The organism is Phaeodactylibacter sp., from assembly GCF_022763345.1.
In the GTDB taxonomy this organism is placed as follows: Bacteria; Bacteroidota; Bacteroidia; order Chitinophagales; family Saprospiraceae; genus Phaeodactylibacter.
This window is the reverse complement of sequence record NZ_JALEGS010000012.1, coordinates 38,147-60,812: the sequence shown is the minus strand read 5'-3', so window position 1 is coordinate 60,812 and position 22,666 is coordinate 38,147. Positions and strand designations below refer to the sequence as shown.

The following is a 22,666-nucleotide window of genomic DNA, read 5'->3' as shown; positions in this document are numbered from 1 at the left end:
TAATTCAAACCTACACAATAGAAACAAGGAATGCTCCAATTCAAATGCAAATGCCAGAAACGATTTAAGGCATAATTCAAAACGCTGTACCAGAAACAACCGTACGCTCAATTCAAAACCAAAGTGCAGAAACAACCAGGACGCCAATTCAAATACGAAAAACAGAAACCAACAAAAACACAATTCAAAAAATCATTCCAGTGCCTAAGTCATTCCAAATTACTTCTTCTCATCCCGTGCCAGCACATCGTCCAGCGTGATCAATTGGCTATGTCCAAGATACTCAATCGGGTACGGATTCCGGCAATACAAGCCTTTGTAATCACGCCATTCTTTGTAGATCAGATGGAGGAGTGTCCGGGCTACCCGCCAGCGGGCTCCGCTGTTGCTCCAGGCTCTCAGGCTTTGCGTGTTGCGGCCCTTCATGTAATACTCGCCTGCCTTCATTTTAGTGCCTTTGGCATCCTCAGCTGTGGCGATGAATACGCGGTCTTCGTTCTTCGCTTTTTCCTCGATGCGCTCCCGCTGCCGCTGATAGAACTCATAAAACCAGCCTTTGGCCCGGATGAGGCTATCGGTGATGATGTACAGGCGTTGTTGCAGTGCGGTATTGTAGCCGAATGGGCGGTAGGCGTCCGGGTCACCAGTGTACTGCTCGGCGTGTATCTTCCGGATGGCATTGAGGTTGCGCTTGCAGACGAACAAGCCGTATTTGCTGCCACATCCGGCGTAAATCACCAGCTTGCTCGGGGTATCGAATCGGGCGATGTCTTTCACTTTTGCCATGACCAGGGCCAATTGGTAGGCGGTGAAGCCTTTAATGCCACATAGCCTTTGCGCCATCGGGTGCTGGGAGGCTATCCGGGTAAGCCTTGTCTTCGCTTTAGCAAAGCCTTCCAGGAACTCGTCGCGCTGCTTTTCAAGTTCTTCGCAGGTGTAGGGGTGCACGTGCCCGTAAGCTTTTTGAAAGCCGTAGAGCTTATTGCTTGACCGTACACGCTGTTTCAGCAGGTCGTCTACCATTCCACCGGCATACATCAGTTTGATGTCTTCCGGGGTGACGGTTTCCGGGGCTTCCATGTAAGGTTTTTGGCCGGCGGATTTGATTTCTTGTTCTTCCAGACGGTGTCCTGCCAGCTTATGCTGGGTGGTGGGACGGTCGGTTACTACGTTTGCGTCGTTCAATTCCATAGTGTAATTGGTTTAGCCCATTAGGGCATAGGTGAAAAAAATAAACTATGAGGCGCGTAATTAATGACTAAAACCTCATTCTTGTAATTCTTGATATTGCGGCGATTGCAGATGGGTATGACCTGAAATCCTCTACGTTTTGCTTCATCGAGTATGAAGGGATGGTCAAACTCGCTCATTGCGGCCTTGATGCCTTCATTACTCATTATCTCAAAGCAATCATAGGTGTCTTGCTCAGTCCATTTCGGAACTCGATAGTAGTGCTCAGTTCCTAGATACACGGGGTCGAGATATACGAATGCTTCTTCTTTTTTCAGGACTGTGGGATAGAATGATATTTTTCCAATTACATTCCGGAAGTCCTCATTCATAATCTTTGCATCTCCAAGGTTTAGGTGGGTTTGCTTTATCCTGGCGATCAGCTTTTCTTTTGAATCACCTACACCAAACCGGATGGAATCGCCTTTGCCCAGGTAAGTAAAATTGGACAGCAAAAGGAACCGTACTGCTTTGAGCACTGGATCCGCCGGTATCTCTTTTCTCCAATGCTTTAGCAAGCTGCTAGAAATCGGCGTATGTGTAAGCACCTCGATCAACTCATCCGGATTGCTTGAAACGACCAAGAACAAGTTGGTGACGTCATCATCCAGGTCGTTGATTACGTTGAACTTTGAGCGTGGCGTGTTGAAGAACATGCCACCGGCTCCAAAGAACAGCGTTATCCTTAGCCGGTGCGGAGGGAAATACTGGTATAGCTTTTTCGCCACCTTCTTTTTGTTTCCAAGTCTTGATAATAGCATTGGTCGGTTTCTAAAGCCAGGCAGCCACCGCCACCCGGCATGAAAAAATAGAGTTACTTCCCCCGATTAATCCGCCGGGAGCGCCGGGCCATCTTATTGCGCTTGCGGCGCTTCCTGACCTGCCTGGCTTTCATCCGGGCAGTGTTTTCGGTTTTGCGGCGGACTTTGGGGCCGTAGAGCTCAGGGCTCAATGCTTTCATGCCGTCCACAATATTGTTACCGATGGACGATGACGTGTCCGTTTCGTGCATTTTATTGGTCATGCTATTAGAGATTTGATCAGGTTAGCAATCGGGTTCCTACGTAGTTTTTCACGGTATTCTAGCGTGCTCCATCCGTAGTAATAGCAGGCCAAAGCAAACTCTTGATCTGATCGGCAATGCACTTTTAGGCTATGGATGTAATCTTTCATATCGCATTCATCAATGCGCTCTACCGCTTTGAAAGCTTCTACCATAGCGAAGTTTTCCAATTCCTTAGCCCGGTCTTCCTCTATCCCAAAGGCTTCGTACATCGTACTGGCTTCCTCATTCAATTTGATGTGTTCCATAGTGTATTCGATTAAGTGTTTAGTGAATCCAAATAGTGGCGGATGGACTTGCCTCTGATCTCGTTGATAGCAATCTCCTTTTCGATCGTTGACCAGCTGCGGGACTGTACCCAGGCGATGTCGCTCCAGTAGTCTTCATCGCGTATGGCTTTCCAGTCGGCCAGGGACAGGTCGCGGGAGAGCTCGAACAGACGCTTTTCCAGCCTTGCCAGATAGTTTGCCCGTCCGTCTTCCCGCCTGGTCCGGCGATCGAACTGGACAAGTGCCTCCGCGTAGTAGTCGGTGTCCATCCTACAGCTTGATTTCGTCCGGATGGTCAATGGCCCGCTGCCGGCCGCGGCGGTGCTTCTCCCGGTACTTGCGCATTTCGCGCCGGTCGGCTATCCAGTGCCGGATAAGCGCCGGGGCGGCTACGATCAGGAAGGCGATCAGCCCCAGGGCGATCCAGAATTTGTCGAACTCGGTTAGGTTGTTCATAATGCTATTGTTGTTTGGTGATGGTTTCAGTTTCAAGTTCGACCAGATACTTCGTCTTGCAGGCTGGGCAGGTTACACTTACTTTCCGTACGCGGCGGGTAGTCGTATTTTCATGCTCTCGGTTCATTCTGTTCTCCTTGCCGCATTCGACGCAGATGAAATCCACATACAAGTCAAGCCGATAAATCTTTTCTTCGATAATCTCGACAGAAGATTGTATCTCGCCGGTTTCCTGATAATACTCCACTGCCCGGCTGATGCGGTTGTGGTATTTGATGTGCTCCGGGTTGCCGAACTCGGGCTTTTGTCCGTTGATGAGGTTTCTAGGGTTGGGCATAATTAAGTTTGATTGCATATCGGTTAGAATATTCAGCCTTAAAAGATGCAAACCAATACGTTACGTACAGCTGCTCTTCGAGCGTTTCACACATACCAGTCAGCGCATAGATTGCCTGTGCCTGAGAATAACTGGATAAGGCCAAGCATTTGAGTGCCTCCAGCTTTGCCTGATCTCGCAATAAGGTCCATCGGTCTACATTTAAGACGTTAAAAGTCTGAGCTATGGACTTCGCGTTCAGGTTAATCTTCGGTTTTTGCATAGCTATATCTCAATATTTTCCAGCGGCTCCCAGCGGTAGCCACGATCAGTGAAATAATGCAGACGGCTCTTGCTGTCCTGAATCATTACGCCGTTTTCGTACGGCTGCACGTACACTACGGGCAGGGCGATCAGGGCAAGGTCGGGGTGTTGTTTTTGCCATTTTTCTGACTCTTGCTTCGAGGTATGTTTGATACCCCAATGCACAAGCACAACCAGGGCTATTGCGAAGAATAGGCAGATGCCTAAGATTGCGATGGCGATTCCGAATGGGTGCATTTGATCTAAAGGGTTCATCAGTCTTGCTTTAAAGCGTTATCCAAATACCAGTGTCCATCCTCTTTGGCGATCTTGATGTGGTGATCGGCTTCCACGGCATCCTGATGCTCCTGCACCATGTCCAGGAACCGGTCGTAGTCCTCGCTGAAGACCAGGAAGGAGCGGATCTGCTTGTCTTCCTTGTTGATCTCGACCAGCTCTTCCCGGGTCAGGCTGGGGCGGTAGTAGAGGGCGTGGACTTTGATATTCCCTTTGAGGAATTCCTTGTTGCCAGACTTGCCCAGGAGCAGGGCTTCGGTTTGGGCCCGGCTGCGCACGGTGCAGTCTTCACCTTCTTCGCTGTAGATGTAGCTGTTGTCGATCTGCACGGCGGCGTTCTTGAGGGCTTCCCGGCGCTTCCAGGCTTCCAGGTAGTTTTGGGAAAGGGTGTACAGTACCATGCCGATGCCGAGCACTACGACCGCGCCGGGCATCCCCCATTGGGTGGTCGTGTACACGATGGCACCCAGGAAGAGGACAAGGGCAATCGTTTCAATCGTCTTAATCATGTCTACCGTTTTTGACGGACACCCGCACGTCCACGTCCACGTGGACGTCCGTACGGCTTGTCCGTTGGGTTGGATAATCGTTGTCCGCGTGTCCGTGTCCACTTGTCCGCATGGCTTGTCCGGCTGTGTCCCTGACTGCGGCGGACAAGGACAGGAGGACAGAGACAAGGGCTGTCCAGAGGACAAGGACAAGGAACCATACGGCTTGTCCGAATTTCAAAAAGACGTACAGGACAATGGCTGCCCCCGTTTCGCCGATCTGCACGGCGATGGGGTATGTTTTGAACCGCTTTCGCTCCACATTCCATACAATTTCATGCGGGCGCTCTGCCATACGCTTCGCCGGGGGCTGGGCATCGGCTACCGGGGGCAGTTCTTCCCAGGTGGCGTCCTCCGTGACCGGCTCGTAAGGATGATATTTTGTGTGTTGCTCATTCATTTTGAGTGGTTTTGAGTGGTTTTGAGTGGGGTGCCACTCAATTTCTGAGTTCGTAACTATTTGGTTTTCAATCCATCTTCACTCAATTGAGTGATTTTGAGTGGCGGCTATGGATCAACCCCTCCCCCCGATAGGGCAGCAGAGAAGGCAGCGCAGTATAAACTGACTGTTGTTTCGCCATATCCGCGTACTTTTTCTCCGTTTACGCGGCCCAGTGCCCGGCTGATTTCTGGTGTCGTTAAGCCCTGGCTCCAAAAGGGCTTGATCCGGATTGCTTTCCGGTGGTCAAGCTTCCTAGCATTCAGTTCTTCGATGTCCGCCGGGGTGAGCTCTTTCACCTTGTCCGTTGTACGCGACCGTACGCTGTCCACCTTCCAGGCTGCGTCCGCCTGATTGTCCTTGAACTCGTTGTCCGGCACCCACAGTTGTCCGCCTGTCCATGTGTACTCGGCTAGATTGATGTCCGCCTGTCCTTGTCCGCTTGTCCGTGTCCGTGTCTTTGTCTGTCTGTCCGGCAGGGTATGTCTGTCCGGGCGGTAGCGGCAGAAGATGATGTCCGCCAGCATGTCCTTCAATTGGCTGATCATGTCCTTGTCTACTTTTTGGTGATGAGTTCGTTAAAGCTGTAGATCACAAATGCGGTGGTGGTGCCGACCAGGATGCTTTTCACCCAATGCAGCCATCCGCTTTCTTCAAGGGGGGCAGAGCTGAGCACGAAGAAGATCACATCGAGCACGGCGAATGCCATGAGGTAGCTGATATCGTTGCCGAAGATGCTGATTCGGGCTTTAATGCCCCGGCGCAGGGTCATTAACAGTGCCGTGATGCTCACGGTCACGGCAAACAGCCATCCGCTGATCTTCCGGGCAAGGCTATCCGCCGGGAAGGCGCTCACGTCCATGCCGATGGTCGCCAGGTGCTCTACCTGGTACAGCAGGATGAAGATGAATGCGAAGTACACCAGGGCAGTGACCGGCTTACCACCTGCCTGGGGGTCTGCCTGGGGCTCGGGCAGTTCTTCAGTCGGCTGCGGCAATGCCTTTGGCTGTACGGGCTGTACGGCCGGGGTGTTGTTTGTTGGTTCTGGCTTAGGGTGCTGCGGTTCGGCGGGTTTTGGTGCCGGTGTGTTGCTGTTATTCACGATATTGATCTGAATATTGAGCTGTCCGGCAACCTGCTGAGCGCCTTCCACCACTTCATCCGCTCTGCGGGGGTGCGGCTGGGCATAGTCCAGTACGATTTCCTGCACTACATCCTCCGGAATGAGGTCATCTTTGCCGTAGCGATGGCCCATGCGGTTGATTTTCTTCCGCAAAGTCGGCCATTCCAGGCTAAGGCTTTCTGCCAGCGTTTCGCCCGTAAATTCGTAATGCTGTATTTCCTGATTTTCCATGGCAATTCCTTTAAGGGATTTTGCAGTTTTTTAGTCGTTTTCCGGCGAAAAATGACCGGCTACCCGGTCTATCTGGTAATTCAATTCTTCCAGTCTTTTCCTTAAAGCATAGACGGCACGCCCGGTCCAGGTAAAAGAGAAGTAAATTAGGTAGCAGGTCAGCTTTCGTTTTTTCATCGTCCAATCATCGGGATTGCTTTAAAATGCACCGCTTGGTGCTTAAAGGGCTCGGCTGCGAGATTGATCTGCGCGTGGTGGCTTTCGTGTACGTAGTGCATCACGGCCTCGCAGAAAATGAAGTGGAATTCACTTCGGCGGAGCTTTAAGGAGGTATCGCCCACCTGGTGGTGTCTCCAAAGCTTTTGCGCCACTTCCTTTGCCAGTTCGCACTCGTACGTTTCCAGGTCGGGCCAGTCCAGGTCTACCCGGCGCTGTAGGGCTTTGGTGATGACCTCCCACATTTCCGGCTCCATCTTTAAGGAAATCTGCCCGGTTTTGGTCTCTTTAATTCTCATCGCGTACGGGCTTTTCGCAGAACAAGCAGGTTTGAGTGCCTTTGTGCGTCACATCGCCGTGGCGGTCGCACTCGCTATTTGCCTTTAAGGCGGGTACGGATGTCTCCGAAGGGCCCAGGGCAGGCATGGCGTAGAAATCGGGGGTGGTGATAGCGGTGCTTCGGCTGCAGCTCATCAGAAATGCAATAAAGCACAGTACGAGGATGCCGATTGCGAAGTCTCTGCCGATGTTGTTGACTTCCTGTCGCATGCGTTGTCTCATGGGGCGTTTTTTGGTCTTCTTACTCATGGTTATGGTGGTTTTTACTGTCAAAATTTATCCTTCGCCGCTTCTCCAGCCGTCCTGCTGGGTGTATTCATCGAGCGTTTCAGCGGGGTTGTGCTCGTCGTAGATTGCTGCCCAGGCCATTTTGTACTTTTTGACCAGCATGTAGCAGCGTTTCCGGCCGGTATTGTGCCAGGTGAGAAGCGGGCCGTTTTCGTAGTCGTTGTTCCAGTGGGCCAGCCGGTCTGTGTACTTCGCTGGCTTAAAGACAAGCTTGTAATGAGACTGCCCATTGCCCTGTCGTTTTGGTTTCGATTTTCCATTGTTCATTGCGGTATTCGTGATTTATCAGATGAGTTCGCCAAGGGTCACTATGCCTTGTCCCCGGCGGCCGTTTGCCCGTCGTTCGCCAGGCTTGCGGTACGTTTGTCGTGCGGGGGGCGGGTATTTTTCCGGCTGATTGATCCAGCCCTTTGTTCGGCGGAAACCATCCGGGTTGTCCGGGTCGAAAAAGACGTGGGGCTCGGGCAGTTCGCCGTGCTGTTTGTGCCAGTAGAGCTGGGCCAGCTTCATGCGCTGCCAGTAGACGGCCGTGATTTTGGCGAAAAGCTCCGGAGAAGCCGCTCCGTAAAGCCGGTCGAGCGTGATCAGGATGGTTTTTCGGTACTCCTTCGACCAGGCTTCACCCGGGTAAAGGTAGGTCCGGGCGCCGTTGAGCAGGGTTTTCGACTGATTTCGCACTTTTTGGGCTCGATCGGGGTCAAAATCGCCGCCGCCGGCCGGAATTTCTGTTCCTGTTTTTTGGTCGTCTGGCCCGAATCTGCGTGGTTCGTTCTTGTCCCCTGGTTCTTGTCCACTTGCTGATGAGCCGATAGGCTCGCCGCTCGAAGGTTCTTGCTGTTCTTGTGCAGACTTTTCCGCAAAAGCGCAGCTTTTTCCGCCTACTAGTTCTTGTTGTTCTTGTTGTACTTGTACTGTACTTGTACTTGTAGGCGGAAAATTTTTCCGGGTAAGGGCTTTAAGGGGGGTGCTTGGGATGCGGAATTTCTCCTTCGTTTTCGATACCTCCGTCCACAAAAAATCGGGGTTTATGGCCACCTCGAAATCTGCCTGCCGGCCGTGGTGGACCTCATATACCGGCACATCATGCTCATCGTAGCTTACCGGGAGGAAGAATCCGGCTCTCTGCAGCACTTTTCGGTAGTTCCGGATGCTCCGGTCGGTCCTGCCGGTAATGTCGCCCAGGAACTTGTTATTGATACTCAGGAGGGGCATGTCTTCCGCCTTATTCAGGATGCGGTCGCCAGTGATCTGCCACACGCTGAATTTTCGCGCATACAGCCTTATCAGTTCCTTAGCCAGGAAGACGTGCGGCATCTTGATCTTGTCCGATGGTCGCTCCTGGCCTTGGTTGTAACGCTCAAACTTCGCCTCCATAGTCCGGTAGCTCTTGGGCAGGTCTACCCGGTAGGCAGCCTTCCCGGCTTCAGCGTGTACGTTGTGGGCAATTTTTAATGCTGGCATCTTGTGAAAGTTTTGAAAGAAGGACAGCCAGGGCGACAAGGCCCCGCGCTGCCTTCGGTACCGCAATAAATCTGCAGTGGTTCGTGCTATCCAGGGGAATCGAAGCCCTAAAAGGCGACCGTCTCGCCAGTAGCGAAAAAAGGGCCGGCTGATCTTGCAGGACAGCTCATCTGCTGGTTAGTAAATGAGTGCCGGCCCTTAACCAAAAAAGTTTGTCTTAGCCAGCCTCCCGGTGGCAGCTAGGCACACCTCCGGTCGGCTGGCTCTCTCCAAAGTGGTTGTCGTAGTAAGTGATAAGGGCGTTGAGGAACAGCATCTTGGTCTTGCAACCTTTGCCGTTCTTGGTATCAGGCATCGCGGCTACCCGCTTGCGCAGGAATGCGGCGTTTTTTGGCTGTGCGATATACTCCAGCTGGTCCGCGTCAGATTTCCAAAGACTGTGATAATTCATTATCCAGCGGTATGTCTCTGAATCACTTGGCAAATGAATGCACAAATACCGCATTGCCTTGTTAGCTTCTTCCGCCAATATCTCGATGTGCGCCTGGGTGATGTTCGATACGTGAACATCCTTGCTGGCTATAGCTTTGCCCTCGAATCGCAGGGTCGTGGTCAGCTGCGTGGGGTCCAGCTGAAATTGGTCGCTAAGGGTGATTGTGGGTTTCATGCTCTGAAGGTTGTATTTGCTATTGAATTTTGGTAGTGATTAGGCTACCGTTTGCGAGGGGTGTCACGGTGATGGGGCCGGTCACGTTTCTGTGAACCTAATAAGCGTTTTCTCCAGGTGCCGCACTTTCATTTTGAGGTAAACAAATTCCTTTGCAGTTTGCGGGCTCATCCCTAGCTCTGTTGCTGCTTTCGCGCTACTCGATAAAGCTGTATCTCCCCAAAGTTTTGCGTAATGCTCCTGAATCGCTTTGATCTCCTTAGCGAAAGGTTGAAACTTGGTTGCCAAATTATCGTACAGGTCGTAGTGAGGGTCTTCTTCCCAAACATCCATTTGGTGACGCCATTCCTTTTCAAACTTTTCCAGCTCGTCTTTATGGAAGTCAAACCCTTCGGCGGTGTGAAGCTCAAAGGTGCAGTGACACTGGAACCAGGTCTTCTTCAGCCACATAATTTCTCTAGCTGTACGGATGTCGTACGTTACGGTGCTCATGCTACTTTCTTTTGGAAGTGATTATAATGCGCTACACAGACCTGTACGAGTGCCAGGTGCTCCTGTAGCTTGGTTTCGGTTTCTTCGTCCGCAGCTTCAAAGGCAACACGGAGTTTGTTGATGCGCTTAGGGGTAAACCATTCTAACAGGTAGTAGTGATTCTCTATTTCAGATGCCGTGTGTAGCAGATATAATGCTTCTAGTGGTGCCATCGCCATCATGGGTTCAATCTGGCGCTTCACTTGCCACCCTATAACTGATTCCTCTAAAAAGTCAATATCTTTCTGTTGGCAACTAAAGCGGTTGCTCACTTGCTCGTCGCCCCAAAACAAAGCAGTAGAAATGTACACATCATCTTCAGGGTGTCTAAAAAACCTTAAGTCTTTCATGGCGGTATAAATTTTGGAAGCAGCCCGGCGCAGTTGCCGGGCTTTAACCAACTTCAAATAACCCCTAAGGGTAAAATTTCTTTAAAATGCTGCCCGGCAAAGTCGTACGCCAGGCAGCATGGGAAAAGTGAAAGTGTTCATAGTGCGTGATCTTCTCTTGATTGGGAGGCCTGCCGCCACTCCTAACCGATTGTCCGGGCACCGGAACTGCTGATACGGCGGCAGGCAGATAATCCCAAATTAATCAGTAGTTGACTTGTCCTGCAGCCCTTTTGACCGCGAGTGTAGCTAATTCTTCCTTCCAGTACATTGGTGGCCGCCCGTCACGGAATTTGGTGATGAGGCCCCGGTTTACCATTGCACTTAGTTTCCTGCGGTGCTTGCGTGAAGCAGTGATGTTTAGCCCTAGAATTTTGGCCGCCTGTTCTGGATCGCACCAACTGCTTAACTCATCTTGCTTTAGCTCGATGAACTCCTCCATAACAAGCCTATGTTTCTCTAGGACAGCTATATGCTGATGAATTGCTTCGGTAAATGCTTGAATCTCTGACATTTGGCAAGGTGTTATGCAGCGAGGAATTCGGTCGTTTCCAAGACGATGCTTTCTCCCGTTAGCTTCCGTAGCAGGGCGTTCAGCTCGTTGACGGTTAGCTTGTCGTAACCGGCACCTGCTTGTATGAGGTCAAAAGGAGAAATATTCAGTAGCTCAGACCATGCGGCAATTTCATCGGCCCGCATGTCCGTCAGCCGGTCGGTGGTAGCCAGCCCAAGCATCTGTGTGACACGGTATTCGGTATAACCTCTGTCACGGCGATAATCGTTATTAAAGAAGCCGCCCTGGGCTTTGATGCGGAGTAAAAGCGTCTCGATCATACCTGCCAGGCGCTTGCGGTCGTACTTGTTCTCTAAGTTAGCGGTGTACAAATCGTCGCTTAATACTTCCTCCGCTATTTGTTTTATTTTGGCTTTATTCATAATTTCGAGTGTTGAAATTAATTTTTCATCCTACATACCCCCCAAAATGAACCGATTAAACCCAACCTGCTTACCTGCATTTATCCCTATTTATTTTTTGGCATTGGAATACTGCTCAAACAGACTGCGTTTTGCTTGATGGTTTTTGTTACATTTGATGGGAGGCAACTTTATTGCTTTCTTCTTTCACAAATATAGTACGGAAACTCCGAAAAAATCAAGTAAGACCTGATTTATATTCGGAAAAACCGTACATTTTTATTTTTACAATGCTTATAGGGAAGAATATCAGGTATTTAAGAAAAAGGGAAGGTCACATTCAAAAATGGCTTGCCCAGCAACTTTCAAAGTCTGCGGCTTCAGTATCAGAATATGAGAAGGATATTAGTATACCTCCAATAGACGTCGCACAGCAGATTTGCGACATCTACGGCATCACACTGGACGACTTAGTAAACAAAGACCTAGAGGCAGAATCGTACACGTCCGTACAGCAAGACGAAGCCAACGAGAGCCAGGCGGCGTACAAAAACGACGAGCTGCTGAATAAAATGCTTGCGGTGAAGGTCTTGGAGCTGATAGAAATTTTGAAGCGAGAAGCACCGGAGGAATACGAGAAAAACCACTTACATATCTTCGTAGACACGATCAAAGAGACGTTTGGGCTTAAATAATATGTTTGTTTTGCTTTGCTGTAAACACATATTGTTTTAATTTTCCAGTCTAACCCATTTATCTCGATCTCTCATGGAAAAAAGACTGGAAGACCTGAATCAAATCGGCAAAGATATCCGTACAAGTGAATCGAATAAAAGTCGTACATTGTTGCTTGTTAGTGCGGTCAAGGTAATAAATGATGCGCTTCGGAAATTGAAAAAGCCAAGGTGCGGCTAGTGTTTTTTTGAATTAAATCAGGTACACCCCGTATGAAACTAATGCCCCAGGAAGAGATTGCCAGCTCAGCGCTGCGCGGTCTTACCATCACAAACAAAAGAATCCGGTACATCAACGAATCCGCTCAGACCTGCTGGAGCCTTTACCTCAAAGATATCGTAAGCATTTCGTTGAAGCACCAATCCAATAAATCACCTCTTTCTTTTGCAGTGTTTTGCGCTGTACTTAGTGCAGTATCCTATTCATATCTTAATATCCTTGAGATAGCGCTGATTTTTATGCTGCTAAGCGGGCTCTTTGTATTTTTATACTGGCAGAGCCGGTCGAATTTATTCACGGTAACCACCGTAAGCACTTCACACAGTATAACGGTGCCTGGCTCATCATTGAGCACTGCCCTTGTTGTCATAGAGCTTATTGAGCACAATAAGGGGAAATCAATTGCCGGTCCTAGTTCAAAGCTGATCGATCAAGCTAAACAGCTCGGATAATTACTTTTTAGACAAAAAAACCGGGCTTTTAATACAGGAAGAAATCAAATCAGGTAGGATATGCCACAAAAAAGAACCATTAACTTCTTTTACGCTCAGATGAAGCGAGATGAAGACTGCAGGAAGCGGTTACGGCAAGTAATTGAAAAGCTTTTAGTGCACCAGCAAAACAAGGATAGGAAACGGAAGATGTCGCTTCGAGACGGCGGGGAGCTACAGTTTCCTATAGTCAATGAAGTGGGGAGTTATTATTTCCTGAAAGGGTCTATTGTAAGAGATCAGTTTCCGGAAGCATTTGACAAGAAGTTGGACAGAGAGGAAATGTTTGAGGAAGAAATAAATCCGGATAAAGGAGTTTATGATGAATCACACATGGTTCTTGCCTTGAGCGAAAAGCTTGATCACCCAATGATTGGCATCGAGAGTACATTGAAAGGCCCCAAATCAGGTGATGTGGTTCGCTTCTTCAACCGGCTATTGTTAGACCTTCAGCTACCAGAGCCGAATGAATTTGATTTCAAGCCCGTTTTTGCCTTTAAAGATTTAGAGGTGCTAGACAGGATATACGAGGAAAACGTAGCCACTATTCATGCAAAAATCCATTATGAGCACCTAGCCACATGGAAGGATGCAGGCATAAGTTTGGCTGAAATCCTGGTAGCTGCTCAAAAGGCAACCAATTCAGAATATGTCGAAATCAAGCTAGGAGTTGATTTTGTTAAAAAGAAAAAAAGGCATCCTGTTAATGGGCTTTTCAATACCTTTAAGCAACTCGTTTATTTCTTGAAGGAGAATCCAGAAGCACGAAGAAATGCCGATAAACTATACATTAGAGCTGAGGATGTAAATTTTGGAAACAAGCTAAGATTGTTTGATCTAATACAACAGCGAGTAGCAAGTGAAGTGGAAGTTGACCGTAGAAGACCAACAAGTCAATATTACCAAAGCAGAGAACTTTTCAATGCGATCAAGGAACGATTGGAGGAAGATTTTAGGCCATGAGCTGTCTTTTTTCCAAAAGGTGCAAAAACACTTTTTGGAGCGCCCAATTGTTTCCGATATCGTATTAGGAATCATACTGGCACTGCTTATCCATTTTTATGGTGAAGAAAGGTTCACCATGTTCAAGTATAACAAGGAAAGCCTGATAGAAATCTGTAACCAATTAATTTCAGCGTCTCTTAGCTCTGGAGGCTTTGTACTGGCCGCATTAGCAATTTTAGCCAGTATCAAGCAAGGCGTCAAAGAATACGACGAAGGCGAAATCACCAATTCAGGAAAAGAGTTTTTTTTCAACAGTAAAGGATACGGGCAAGTCTTGAGAATCTATTTTATTAGCTGCCTGGTTTTCGTTGGTTTGTTCCTGTATTTTTCTCTGTTGTCTGGATCTTCCAGCTCAATGAGCGAAAGAAGACTTTTGTACCTGGTCATTATTGGCACAACTATGCTAGTCTCTGCTTTTGTCAGGTGTATTTACATCCTATGGGAAGTAGTGAAGATTAGATAAATTCAGAGATAGGTGCTTAAAAATCCTGCAGCACAAGAAAAGAAAATCAATTTTTCATCAACCCTAAATATCATGAAAAACTTAGTTTTTATCCTACTGGCCATCTTTGCCACGCTCTCTTTCTCCAGTTGCGACGAAGATAACGACATTGGATGCGCCAAAGCGGAAGTCCGCTTTACATGTACGTCAAGTAATCCGTACAACCTATTCATTAACGGTCAGTTTGAAGCGGTAGTCCAGCCCAACACTTTTATTGAGCGCGAGCTGGACGAAGGCTTTTACAAGTTCGAAGTAGAACAAGTGAGCGGGTTTATTCTCTTCCCAACCGTCCAGGAAGTAGAAAGAAACCTGAGCTGCGGAGACCGATTTGAGTTTGTCTTTCCTTGATCAAAGTTCAATTGATCCAAAACTCAGGTTAAAAGTGGAGCCCAGCACCCACTTAAAAAAACGGGGCGTCTTCTGAAAAGCCATACGAGTAGGAATCAAATGAAATTCAAACAAATGAAAAAAGCCTTTATTTTGATGATTGGGCTAGCGTTCCTTTCTTCAAGCTGCGCTATCCATGCAGGATTGACAACAAATGCCAATTTGCACACCACCGAAGTAGAGCTTTCCGGCAACAACTTCAAAGTGGTCGCAAGCGTCCAGGGCGAATCCCAAGCCATGTACATTTTCGGTATTGGAGGGATATCAAAAAAAGCATTGGTGGCAGAAGCCAGGTCAGAGATGCTATCCAATGCCAACCTCATTGGAAGCTCCAAGGCCGTCATTAACGAGACAGTGGAGGTTAAGCACTCTTTTTTTCCATTTGTCCGGATTTTCGAGGTGATTGTCTCTGCTCATGTGATTGAATTCACGGATAAGGGCTAAGTAATGTTTGATTACTAATAGGTTACGCGCCGGTCAGTCAAATAAGCCTTCAACTGGCGCGTAACCTATATTCCGAATATTTCAGGAGCTAAACAGAACCTGAACTATCGATAGCGATTCAAGACAATCATTGTAAAACTATCCTACTGAAATTTAGGCCAAGCACCATACCATACCTGCCTTGCCTGGCTTTCATCCAAGAGTGTGTAGCCGAAGCTCATGTTAGTCGTAATTGCTGTAATCATAATGGTGTCACCTTCATGAACACGGGTTGTGTCTTTAGCCGTTTCGCCACCTCCTTGCGGCTTGGGGCATCGTTTCTGCTCTCTAATTCCTCTCTCAACAGCTGGCTTTAGGTGAATTCTCGTATTTGTACGATAGTAGGTCGTCGGTACGATTGAAATTACAATTAAAAATCTATTCATCTTTTTTTATAATAAATAGCGCGCAGCAAAAGTAAAACTCAAAAAAACTAGCATTTTTCAACCAAATTGACCAATAAGCCCTTATTTTACAGGGTGTTACAGCCTGAAAAAAAAATTAGCAACCTATTACTGATCTTCGCTCAAAGTTATTCGATTGCTACCGCGATTGAAAAAAACCGGGTATTTCTACGGCAGTTCTACACCAAAAAATATACTTTTGATATTCAGAGCATTAGGTTTGCTTCGTCGAACCCGTCCGGACCGCTGAGTAACTTTCACGAAAAGCCGCATTCACGCCGAATGCGGCTTTTTTATTGGGTTTTAGCCCGTTTTGCCTGCTTTCTCTCCTTGCCCTTTTGCGCCCTTTTAAGCCCTTTTTTACAATTATTGACTGTCTTAAGAAGCATAAGTCTACAGATGCTTGACAGTTAATGCCTAGCACCAGCAAGTGCTCAATGGTAAGAAGACTGGAAAATATTTCGGCCTAGTCGCAGTAGTGCCAGCTCCTTTAACTTCAATAGTCTGACAAGCCAGGATTAATTAATCCTGGCTTGTCAGACAACAACTTAAAATTTCCAGCCAAAGTAAATGTTCGGCTCAAAAAGAAAGACGTTTCCATATTTATCATCCATCTCCTTAAATCCTTCAGGAGAATTGTTGTCAAACATCCACTGGTTGCAATGAACCTGAGGTTCTATGAAAAATCGTTTTTTCTTTCCAAATGCCACATGGTAGCCCAAATGAAGCGAGTTGTACACCTTAAACCCATTTTTAATTTTATTGCCGTCTAAATCCGTGTAGGTTTGAATCTGTGGCAGAACTTCAACAGCTGCAAACAGCCCCTTCCAAAGCATGCGTTGGTACGTGATGCCAATTCCTGTTTCCCTTAAATATCCATCGTAATATTCAGTTCCGGAATCTATCTTATCCACAACACCATCCCACCAGGTGATTCCCATGGGTTGAAATAATCGCCAGGTGGCAAACTTTACCCCAACGATGTTCTTATTATCCAGGTTGCGTTTTACATGGAATTCTACCATTTGAATACTTGTTCGATCGTCATAACCAGAGATAAGCTCATCAGGAACAATATAAGGCATACTTACCCTCCATTTATGGGTAACTTCCGTTTCTTTATCCTCTGTTGAGTTTGTTTGAGCAAAAGCACTTAGTGTGCAAAAAAATAAAAGAATCGCAAATAGATTTTTCATGGTAACATTTTTGTTCTTTCGTGAAAAATCCGATTTCTACAAAGTGCTTCCCTTTAACATATAGTTCTTTTGGTAAAGAGGAAAGAAATCATCAACCAATGATTATTTACTCTGCTTTATCGAATTGATAATGCAAAGATGGCGTGGAAAGGAAGGCTAATCGTTTTGAAATGAAATTCGGTACTTTATGGTAAGATTTGACACTTTTGATTAGGCTCAAACCTGATTAGACTTCACCCAGGCTTTTGGTGTCATCCCCTCCGTTTTTTTAAAGTAAGTGTTGAATACCGATTTAGAATTAAAGCCGCTTTCATAAGCTAGTGCTAATAGGGTAAGATGGCGATTGTCAGGATTTAAGGCCATCTCTTTGAAGTTCTCCATGCGAAGTCTATTGGTGTATTCATTGAAGTTTTGGCCAATCCGTTCATTCAGCAACCAGGAAAGCTTGTTACTGCTAGTATTCACGTTTTCGGCAAGCGAGCGTAAAGATAAAGATGGGTTTAGAAACCACTTTTCTTCCTTCATTCCTTTGCCAAGGATTTCTAAAACCATATCGATTTCAGCAGCGGACATTAGTGCTTTAGCAGGAGTGATTTGTATTTGTATTTCGGGATTAGGTGGCAATAGTTCTTCTCGGAAAGCAGCTTGTACTAATTCCTGAAATCGCTTATGCCGGCGCAAAGGTTTAAGCAGTGGAATATTCATGAAGTTTATGATTTGACCGGTGCGCATTTTGATATTATCTTCCAAAGAGTCCAATGCCATTTCGTGTTTCCCCAAATGGACCAATAAAAAAAGTTGCCAGGGTAAAAGTGCTCCTCCAGAATCTTCTTTTATCATTGAGCTCACCCTGCTGATATCAATATCAGTCTTGTCTTCTGGATTTACTAGTTTGTATAACACTCTGCATTCTTCTGGTCTCTCTGCCAATGAGGTATTATTCAAGAAGTCATCTAGTTTTTCGTAATCTTTTGTAAGAATCAGGCAGAGTTGTTTTAATGCAATGGGATGTGTAAAATTGGGGTTGATGCTCAAGGAGGTCTCTATACATTCCAGCGCTTTGGTATAGTCCTCTTTTAAATAATGAATATTCGCTTTGGTAAAATAATGATTAGGGGACAAGGGGTTTATTCTTAAAACATTATCAGCATGCCATAGCGCTTTTTCAAAATAACCTACTGCGGTATACAGTTCGCATAAACCTTCTTCTGCCTCCGTATAGGATGGATTAAGTTCTATTGCTTTTTGAAAGGTTTTATGGCCATTAATGAAATCCCATTTACCCCAAAAAAGTAGTGTAGCTTTACAAAAATACCCTATGTAGGATTGTTTATCCAGTTTAAAACCTTTGCTAAGGTTCTCTTCTGACAACTGTAATAATGCGCTGTTATTCCCCCAGGATCCATACATGGCATAACTATACCCCAAACCAAAGTAGGGTAAAGCAAATGAAGGGTCTATCATTACGCATTGCTCATAGAGTTCTACTGAATTTCTTATCCCATCACCATCCCACATTAAATGCTGGTAGCGGCCTTTAAGATAAAGGTCATAGGCCTCCATATTTTGTGTTGGTGCTTCAATTAAATGTTCTTGAATATTGAGGTGGCCAAAATTTTCCCGGATCTGGTCAGCGATGTGTAAGCTTATTTCATCTTGTACTGCGAATATGTCCTCCAAATCCCGATCGAAATTCTTTGACCAAAAGTGAGTGCCGTCGTCAGTACTGATCAACTGCGCTGTAATACGAACCCTGTTTTTGGCTTTCCGGACGCTCCCCTCCAAAACTGTACTTACTCCTAACTGATTACCAATGGTTCGCACGTCTATATTTTTATTCTTAAATGCAAAAGAGGAGGTGCGGGCAATGACTTTCAAGCCATCCACGGTGGTGAGGGCGTTGATTATTTCTTCAGTAATGCCATCGCTGAAGTATTCGTTCTCAGGGTCGGCACTCATATTAACAAAAGGGAGAACCGCAATGGATTTATTGGATGAAGATATGGGCAGATGGTTGCTCATTTTTACTATGCCATATTAGAGTTTCTTCGAAATGATATTGAAAACTTCAAATTAGGGTTTTTATTCCGGGTTGTAGCTAAACGGTCCGTACATATGACTCAATTGGGCTGCAGACCAAACTCATTGAATATGGAAACCATGGCGAGCCTTCACTCCAAACCCGTATCGAAAGAAGCAAGTTTCATGCGTAGGTCTGGCTATAATACCCTTGAAATTTTACAACACAAGCTGGGTTGGAAAAACTTAACCCCTTAGGACAAGTAAGCATGTGAAAATCCCAAAACTCAAAAAGTGAATGCGTGGAAGTTCAACAGGCATCTTACAAACAATTGCTACTTATTTACATCGACGGTGCTTCCTCAAAAGCCTCAATTATGTCTTCCAATGGAAAGCCGAAAACCCTTAGTTCCGGCGCCTGGTAACCTGTATCGACCTGAAGAAATGAAAAATTTAAGAGGGCTATCCCAGGCAAAAATTTTGTGGAAATAGAGCTGGATGAAGGCTTAACGTTCAGGAACTAATCCTCACAGAGGTTTTACCCGGGTAAAGGCACGGCCTTCCCCAAAGACAGGGCAATTTAAAAGTATAAGGTTATTGAATGGTTTCAGCGTCAAGACTACATTCCATACGGCATTTAAAATGGCAGTGCGCATGATGCTAGAGGAGCACCAGAAAAGGCAGGTATAAACAGACGATTGGGTTCCAGTCTATAATTCCGAACGTTCGGCTATATGCTTATCTATTACTTTGCCTTGAATTTAAATTTAAGGCATGAAAGAAAACAGGAGCAGGATACCCGGAATGGCTTTTGGAATCCTGCTGGGAATAGCCATAGGGGTCGCACAAGATAACCCTGGGCTATGGATAAGCCTTGGACTGGCCATTGGTGTGGCGATAGATTATACACGGAAACAGGAATTAAACCAGGATCTGGATTCGAAAAACAAGAACTCTGAATGAAAATGAATATAGATATGAAGTGGCTATTCCTTCCTACTGTCTTGCTCACTGTCTTGGGTTCATGTTCCTACAGGGCTGCTGATACTGAGCACACAGCAACAATGGCAAAGGGTTGTGTAAATCAGGAGCATGCCGCCGAACTCAAGGCTCGGTTGGAAAATGGTATGCGCGGTAAAGTGAAATTCATCGGCGAACCAGAGCAACTCAACTCTATCGCTGATAAAATGTCAGAATACACCATATCGGCAATGTCCCTCGCGGTCATCAGGGAAGGCCAGATCGAATGGTCGGAGACTTATGAGAATGCCGAAGTAGCCGGAAGTCAAAGACTGGATTGCACCAGCCTGTTTCAGGCCGCCTCTCTGTCCAAACCGGTCACCTTTATGGCGGCCTTGCGTATGCATGCAGCCGGAGAAATTGATCTGGATAAAAACATCGGGGACTACCTGAAAAGCTTCCAACTCCCTCAGGGTAAACAAACTGTAGAGAACCCCGTGACGTTTCGAAATATCTTCTCTCACACTTCCGGGATTAATGCCGGTGGCTATCAGGGCTATAACAGAAGCCTCGACATGCCATCTGACCCTGATATTCTAATGGGAAACGACGGCGTTAATTCCCCTGCCATTGAAGTGGTTTGGGAACCCAATGAAACGCTGGCCTATTCCGGAGGTGGGTACACCCTGGCAGAGCAGGCGCTCCAGGATATCTATGGGGCATCGTTCTCCGAGATCATGGAAAAGTGGATACTGAAACCCGCCAATATGGTAAACTCGGCCTTTACACAACCCTTACCTGCCTCAGACTCCAACCGGGTGGCCAAAGGGCACACCCACTCAGGAGAGGTATTGGAAGGCGGCTGGCGGAACCATCCGGAGCAGGCTGCCGCTGGTCTTTGGAGCAATGCTGTGGACCTTGCCAGGTTCATGACGGCAATTTATAATGCCTATCAAGGCAAACCGTCGATATTTTCTCAGTCAGACGTAGAATCACTGATAAAGGACGAGAGAGACGGCCATATTTATGGGTTTATCGTCAACCAAACCGAAGATGATCTTGCCATCACGCACTATGGAGGAAATGCGGGGTACAGAACGGCTATGACCATTAGTCTGACAACCGGTAATGGACTGGTGTACTTAATCAACTCGGATAACGGTGGCAATCTGGGTAATGAACTCCTTCTGTCTGCTGCACAGGTATACGGTTGGGAACATTTTCAACAAACTCAGGCTCATCGCAAGGAGAGGGATACCCAAACTTTGCAAGCGCTGGCGGGTGCGTATAAATGGAATGATCAAATCGACTTAAATATCAGGTATGATGAAAAAGAGAAGCTCGTAGTGCTCATTTTTCCAAGTGGTGAGGAGTATAAGCTTGTTCCCGTAGTTGGTGACGAACTCGCTTTCGTGCACCCCAATACGGGTATTGAAGTGGCCTTCCTCCAAGAGGATAACTTCAAGTCATTTTCGCTCTACGGGCAAAAAGCCTTGAGACAATAGGCTTTTGGCGAGTTATTGAAAACAATCCATCCATCTTCAGCTAATGGCGCTTAGTCACCGGCATTAAAGAAAAAATTAAAGAAAAAATAAACGATATGAATTCAATTTTGGAAACAAGCAGATTTCCACAGCCCACTATTATCCCTGTAAACGGGATAGAACTGGAAGTCTTTGAGGCCGGCCAGCAGCATAAAGGAAAACCCATTGTGCTCTGCCACGGGTGGCCCGAACATGCCTTCACATGGCGGCACCAGATTCCAGCACTCGTTCAGGCCGGCTACCACGTCATTGTCCCTAACCAGAGAGGTTATGGTAATTCATCACGGCCAGCAGAAATAACGGCTTATGACATTGTACACTTGACGGGTGATCTGGTTGCGCTGCTCGATTATTATGGATACGCAGCGGCCACATTTGTTGGCCATGACTGGGGTGCTAATGTCGTTTGGAGTCTGGCACAATTACATCCGGAACGGGTAAATAAAATCATCAGCCTGGCGCTGCCTTATCAAGAGCGAGGCGAAAAGCCCTGGATTGAGCTTATGGAAGCGTACTTGGGAAGCGATAACTATTTTGTCCACTTCAATAAGCAACCGGGTGTTGCAGATGCTATTCTGGATGAACACACGCAGCAGTTTCTCCGCAATCTATTCCGTAAGAATACACCTCTGACACCTCCGGAGCCCGGAATGTTAATGATCAATCTCGCCAGAGCTAAAGACCCGCAGGGCGAGCCTGTCATGAGTGAACAGGAGCTAGCCATTTTCGTCTCCTCCTTCCAATCGTCAGGATTCACTGGAAGCATCAACTGGTATAGAAACCTGGACCGCAATTGGCACTTATTAGCGGAGGTAAATCCGGTCATTCAACAACCTGCACTTATGATTTATGGTGACCAGGATATGATTCCTAAATCTGAGAGATTATCAGCGTTTGTGCCCAATGTGGAAGAAGTGAGTATAGACTGTGGCCATTGGATTCAACAGGAAAAGCCTAAAGAAACAACTCAATATATTCTAGACTGGTTAAGTAAAAATTGAAACATCTAATTCAGGAAATAAGGCTTACCCGCAATTCCGGCAGACCGTTTGCTTGCAATCGGACTTCATTAATTTTAGGAGCAGCGTTGCTCAAAAGCCTCAATTAAGCCTTCCAACGGGAAGACGAAAACCCTTTAATTCAATGCTGCAAAAGTGCTGAAATAAAACGTATTTTTATTGGGTTTCAGCCCGTTTTGCCTGATTTCTCTAATTGTGTTTTATTGTGCCTTATTGAGGGTTGTTGAGGTTTTTTTGCTACAATTTTTTAGTGAAATACATGCTTATACTTTGTAGCATTTGGCCTTTTCACGCCGTTCTTGTGTGGGCAGGCTAATGACTCAGATACCTACTTGAGGCGTTGTGGTTTGGGGAAACCTGTGCTGACATCCCCGGGATCGTCAGTAGCTCAATACCATTCGTTACGTCCGGACCTGCCTCTTCAGCTCAACCGCTATTTTTCGGAGGTTTTTACCGGGTTGTTGTTAGCTTTTGTTTGGCCTAGCCTCAGTTCAGCTGTTGGTTGATGTTTTGCAGTGCTTTCTTTACAAATATGAGGCTGTAACACTAACGGCTTAAATCAAAAAGCAGTAACTTACGATGGCGGTTTTTCACAGCTTGCCCTGCTCTGCGGGAGGCTGG

The 22,666-nt window shown here is 46.8% G+C and carries 33 protein-coding genes; 9 read left to right on the top strand and 24 right to left on the bottom strand.

All coding sequences use genetic code 11. From position 1 onward, the window contains the following. Positions 1 to 219: 219 nt before the first annotated feature. The 22 genes from MRY86_RS02510 to MRY86_RS02405 form a co-directional block, all read right to left on the bottom strand. Complete coding sequence (locus MRY86_RS02510; RefSeq protein WP_293569035.1) at positions 220 to 1,191, bottom strand: hypothetical protein; 972 nt, start codon at positions 1,189 to 1,191, stop codon at positions 220 to 222. Between the two features lie 20 nt (positions 1,192 to 1,211). Next, on the bottom strand, positions 1,212 to 1,991 hold the full coding sequence (locus tag MRY86_RS02505; protein WP_293569033.1) for a DNA adenine methylase: 780 nt from the start codon (positions 1,989 to 1,991) through the stop codon (positions 1,212 to 1,214). Positions 1,992 to 2,044: 53 nt separating this feature from the next. Beyond that, positions 2,045 to 2,254: a hypothetical protein gene (locus MRY86_RS02500; RefSeq protein WP_293569031.1), complete on the bottom strand. Its 210-nt coding sequence runs from the start codon at positions 2,252 to 2,254 to the stop codon at positions 2,045 to 2,047. Continuing rightward, positions 2,251 to 2,541, bottom strand: a complete 291-nt coding sequence (locus tag MRY86_RS02495; RefSeq protein ID WP_293569029.1) for a hypothetical protein — start codon at positions 2,539 to 2,541, stop codon at positions 2,251 to 2,253. The genes MRY86_RS02500 and MRY86_RS02495 overlap by 4 nt, the downstream gene beginning before the upstream one ends. 11 nt (positions 2,542 to 2,552) lie before the next feature. After that, entirely contained in the window at positions 2,553 to 2,831 is a 279-nt protein-coding gene (locus MRY86_RS02490; protein WP_293569027.1) for a hypothetical protein, read from the bottom strand. Between the two features lies 1 nt (position 2,832). Then, positions 2,833 to 3,018 (bottom strand): hypothetical protein, encoded by a 186-nt coding sequence (locus MRY86_RS02485; RefSeq protein ID WP_293569025.1) that lies wholly within the window; start codon positions 3,016 to 3,018, stop codon positions 2,833 to 2,835. Between the two features lie 4 nt (positions 3,019 to 3,022). Further along, a complete protein-coding gene (locus MRY86_RS02480; RefSeq protein WP_293569023.1) occupies positions 3,023 to 3,355 on the bottom strand; it encodes a hypothetical protein in 333 nt (110 codons plus the stop codon). Between the two features lie 264 nt (positions 3,356 to 3,619). Further along, a complete protein-coding gene (locus MRY86_RS02475) occupies positions 3,620 to 3,913 on the bottom strand; it encodes a hypothetical protein (RefSeq protein WP_293569021.1) in 294 nt (97 codons plus the stop codon). Further along, complete coding sequence (locus MRY86_RS02470; protein ID WP_293569019.1) at positions 3,913 to 4,443, bottom strand: hypothetical protein; 531 nt, start codon at positions 4,441 to 4,443, stop codon at positions 3,913 to 3,915. The genes MRY86_RS02475 and MRY86_RS02470 overlap by 1 nt, the downstream gene beginning before the upstream one ends. Continuing rightward, positions 4,436 to 4,882, bottom strand: a complete 447-nt coding sequence (locus MRY86_RS02465; protein WP_293569017.1) for a hypothetical protein — start codon at positions 4,880 to 4,882, stop codon at positions 4,436 to 4,438. Before MRY86_RS02465 ends, MRY86_RS02470 begins: the two co-directional genes overlap by 8 nt. 107 nt (positions 4,883 to 4,989) lie before the next feature. Then, positions 4,990 to 5,469 carry a hypothetical protein gene (locus MRY86_RS02460; RefSeq protein WP_293569015.1) on the bottom strand — a complete coding sequence of 160 codons (480 nt, stop codon included), beginning with the start codon at positions 5,467 to 5,469 and terminating at the stop codon, positions 4,990 to 4,992. An 8-nt stretch (positions 5,470 to 5,477) separates the two neighbouring features. Continuing rightward, a complete protein-coding gene (locus MRY86_RS02455) occupies positions 5,478 to 6,275 on the bottom strand; it encodes a hypothetical protein (RefSeq protein ID WP_293569013.1) in 798 nt (265 codons plus the stop codon). Between the two features lie 30 nt (positions 6,276 to 6,305). Then, complete coding sequence (locus MRY86_RS02450) at positions 6,306 to 6,452, bottom strand: hypothetical protein (protein ID WP_293569011.1); 147 nt, start codon at positions 6,450 to 6,452, stop codon at positions 6,306 to 6,308. Beyond that, positions 6,449 to 6,790 (bottom strand): hypothetical protein, encoded by a 342-nt coding sequence (locus MRY86_RS02445; protein WP_293569009.1) that lies wholly within the window; start codon positions 6,788 to 6,790, stop codon positions 6,449 to 6,451. The genes MRY86_RS02450 and MRY86_RS02445 overlap by 4 nt, the downstream gene beginning before the upstream one ends. Next, the gene (locus MRY86_RS02440; protein ID WP_293569007.1) at positions 6,780 to 7,079 is read right to left on the bottom strand and encodes a hypothetical protein; all 300 of its coding nucleotides are present in this window, start codon (positions 7,077 to 7,079) and stop codon (positions 6,780 to 6,782) included. The genes MRY86_RS02445 and MRY86_RS02440 overlap by 11 nt, the downstream gene beginning before the upstream one ends. A gap of 27 nt (positions 7,080 to 7,106) precedes the next feature. After that, positions 7,107 to 7,385 carry a hypothetical protein gene (locus MRY86_RS02435; RefSeq protein ID WP_293569005.1) on the bottom strand — a complete coding sequence of 93 codons (279 nt, stop codon included), beginning with the start codon at positions 7,383 to 7,385 and terminating at the stop codon, positions 7,107 to 7,109. 18 nt (positions 7,386 to 7,403) lie between these two features. After that, complete coding sequence (locus MRY86_RS02430) at positions 7,404 to 8,579, bottom strand: hypothetical protein (RefSeq protein ID WP_293569003.1); 1,176 nt, start codon at positions 8,577 to 8,579, stop codon at positions 7,404 to 7,406. A 217-nt stretch (positions 8,580 to 8,796) separates the two neighbouring features. Further along, positions 8,797 to 9,246: a hypothetical protein gene (locus MRY86_RS02425; RefSeq protein ID WP_293569001.1), complete on the bottom strand. Its 450-nt coding sequence runs from the start codon at positions 9,244 to 9,246 to the stop codon at positions 8,797 to 8,799. Between the two features lie 81 nt (positions 9,247 to 9,327). Then, entirely contained in the window at positions 9,328 to 9,738 is a 411-nt protein-coding gene (locus tag MRY86_RS02420) for a hypothetical protein (RefSeq protein ID WP_293568999.1), read from the bottom strand. Then, positions 9,735 to 10,127, bottom strand: coding sequence for a hypothetical protein (locus MRY86_RS02415; RefSeq protein ID WP_293568998.1), 393 nt, complete (start codon positions 10,125 to 10,127; stop codon positions 9,735 to 9,737). The genes MRY86_RS02420 and MRY86_RS02415 overlap by 4 nt, the downstream gene beginning before the upstream one ends. Before the next feature lie 244 nt (positions 10,128 to 10,371). After that, positions 10,372 to 10,680, bottom strand: coding sequence for a hypothetical protein (locus MRY86_RS02410; protein ID WP_293568996.1), 309 nt, complete (start codon positions 10,678 to 10,680; stop codon positions 10,372 to 10,374). An 11-nt stretch (positions 10,681 to 10,691) separates the two neighbouring features. Continuing rightward, a complete protein-coding gene (locus MRY86_RS02405) occupies positions 10,692 to 11,102 on the bottom strand; it encodes a hypothetical protein (RefSeq protein ID WP_293568994.1) in 411 nt (136 codons plus the stop codon). A 269-nt stretch (positions 11,103 to 11,371) separates the two neighbouring features. Between MRY86_RS02405 and MRY86_RS02400 the strand changes: the two genes are divergently transcribed. The 6 genes from MRY86_RS02400 to MRY86_RS02375 all read left to right on the top strand — a co-directional run bounded on the left by MRY86_RS02400 (position 11,372) and on the right by MRY86_RS02375 (position 14,864). Beyond that, the gene (locus tag MRY86_RS02400) at positions 11,372 to 11,776 is read left to right on the top strand and encodes a helix-turn-helix transcriptional regulator (protein ID WP_293568992.1); all 405 of its coding nucleotides are present in this window, start codon (positions 11,372 to 11,374) and stop codon (positions 11,774 to 11,776) included. Positions 11,777 to 12,028: 252 nt separating this feature from the next. Further along, on the top strand, positions 12,029 to 12,487 hold the full coding sequence (locus tag MRY86_RS02395; protein ID WP_293568990.1) for a hypothetical protein: 459 nt from the start codon (positions 12,029 to 12,031) through the stop codon (positions 12,485 to 12,487). Positions 12,488 to 12,547: 60 nt separating this feature from the next. Next, a complete protein-coding gene (locus MRY86_RS02390) occupies positions 12,548 to 13,489 on the top strand; it encodes a hypothetical protein (RefSeq protein ID WP_293568988.1) in 942 nt (313 codons plus the stop codon). 34 nt (positions 13,490 to 13,523) lie between these two features. Beyond that, positions 13,524 to 13,994, top strand: a complete 471-nt coding sequence (locus tag MRY86_RS02385) for a hypothetical protein (protein WP_293568986.1) — start codon at positions 13,524 to 13,526, stop codon at positions 13,992 to 13,994. Positions 13,995 to 14,066: 72 nt separating this feature from the next. Next, on the top strand, positions 14,067 to 14,381 hold the full coding sequence (locus tag MRY86_RS02380) for a hypothetical protein (RefSeq protein WP_293568984.1): 315 nt from the start codon (positions 14,067 to 14,069) through the stop codon (positions 14,379 to 14,381). Between the two features lie 114 nt (positions 14,382 to 14,495). Beyond that, entirely contained in the window at positions 14,496 to 14,864 is a 369-nt protein-coding gene (locus MRY86_RS02375; protein ID WP_293568982.1) for a DUF6567 family protein, read from the top strand. 991 nt (positions 14,865 to 15,855) lie between these two features. On the opposite strand, the gene MRY86_RS02370 is transcribed toward MRY86_RS02375, so the two are convergent. Continuing rightward, positions 15,856 to 16,503: a hypothetical protein gene (locus MRY86_RS02370; protein WP_293568980.1), complete on the bottom strand. Its 648-nt coding sequence runs from the start codon at positions 16,501 to 16,503 to the stop codon at positions 15,856 to 15,858. Positions 16,504 to 16,719: 216 nt separating this feature from the next. Continuing rightward, entirely contained in the window at positions 16,720 to 18,525 is a 1,806-nt protein-coding gene (locus MRY86_RS02365; RefSeq protein ID WP_293568978.1) for a helix-turn-helix domain-containing protein, read from the bottom strand. Between the two features lie 771 nt (positions 18,526 to 19,296). Between MRY86_RS02365 and MRY86_RS02360 the strand changes: the two genes are divergently transcribed. The 3 genes from MRY86_RS02360 to MRY86_RS02350 all read left to right on the top strand — a co-directional run bounded on the left by MRY86_RS02360 (position 19,297) and on the right by MRY86_RS02350 (position 22,027). Then, positions 19,297 to 19,485: a hypothetical protein gene (locus tag MRY86_RS02360; protein WP_293568976.1), complete on the top strand. Its 189-nt coding sequence runs from the start codon at positions 19,297 to 19,299 to the stop codon at positions 19,483 to 19,485. Further along, the gene (locus MRY86_RS02355) at positions 19,482 to 20,987 is read left to right on the top strand and encodes a serine hydrolase domain-containing protein (protein WP_293568974.1); all 1,506 of its coding nucleotides are present in this window, start codon (positions 19,482 to 19,484) and stop codon (positions 20,985 to 20,987) included. The genes MRY86_RS02360 and MRY86_RS02355 overlap by 4 nt, the downstream gene beginning before the upstream one ends. A gap of 95 nt (positions 20,988 to 21,082) precedes the next feature. After that, the gene (locus tag MRY86_RS02350) at positions 21,083 to 22,027 is read left to right on the top strand and encodes an alpha/beta hydrolase (RefSeq protein ID WP_293568972.1); all 945 of its coding nucleotides are present in this window, start codon (positions 21,083 to 21,085) and stop codon (positions 22,025 to 22,027) included. Positions 22,028 to 22,666: the final 639 nt, after the last annotated feature.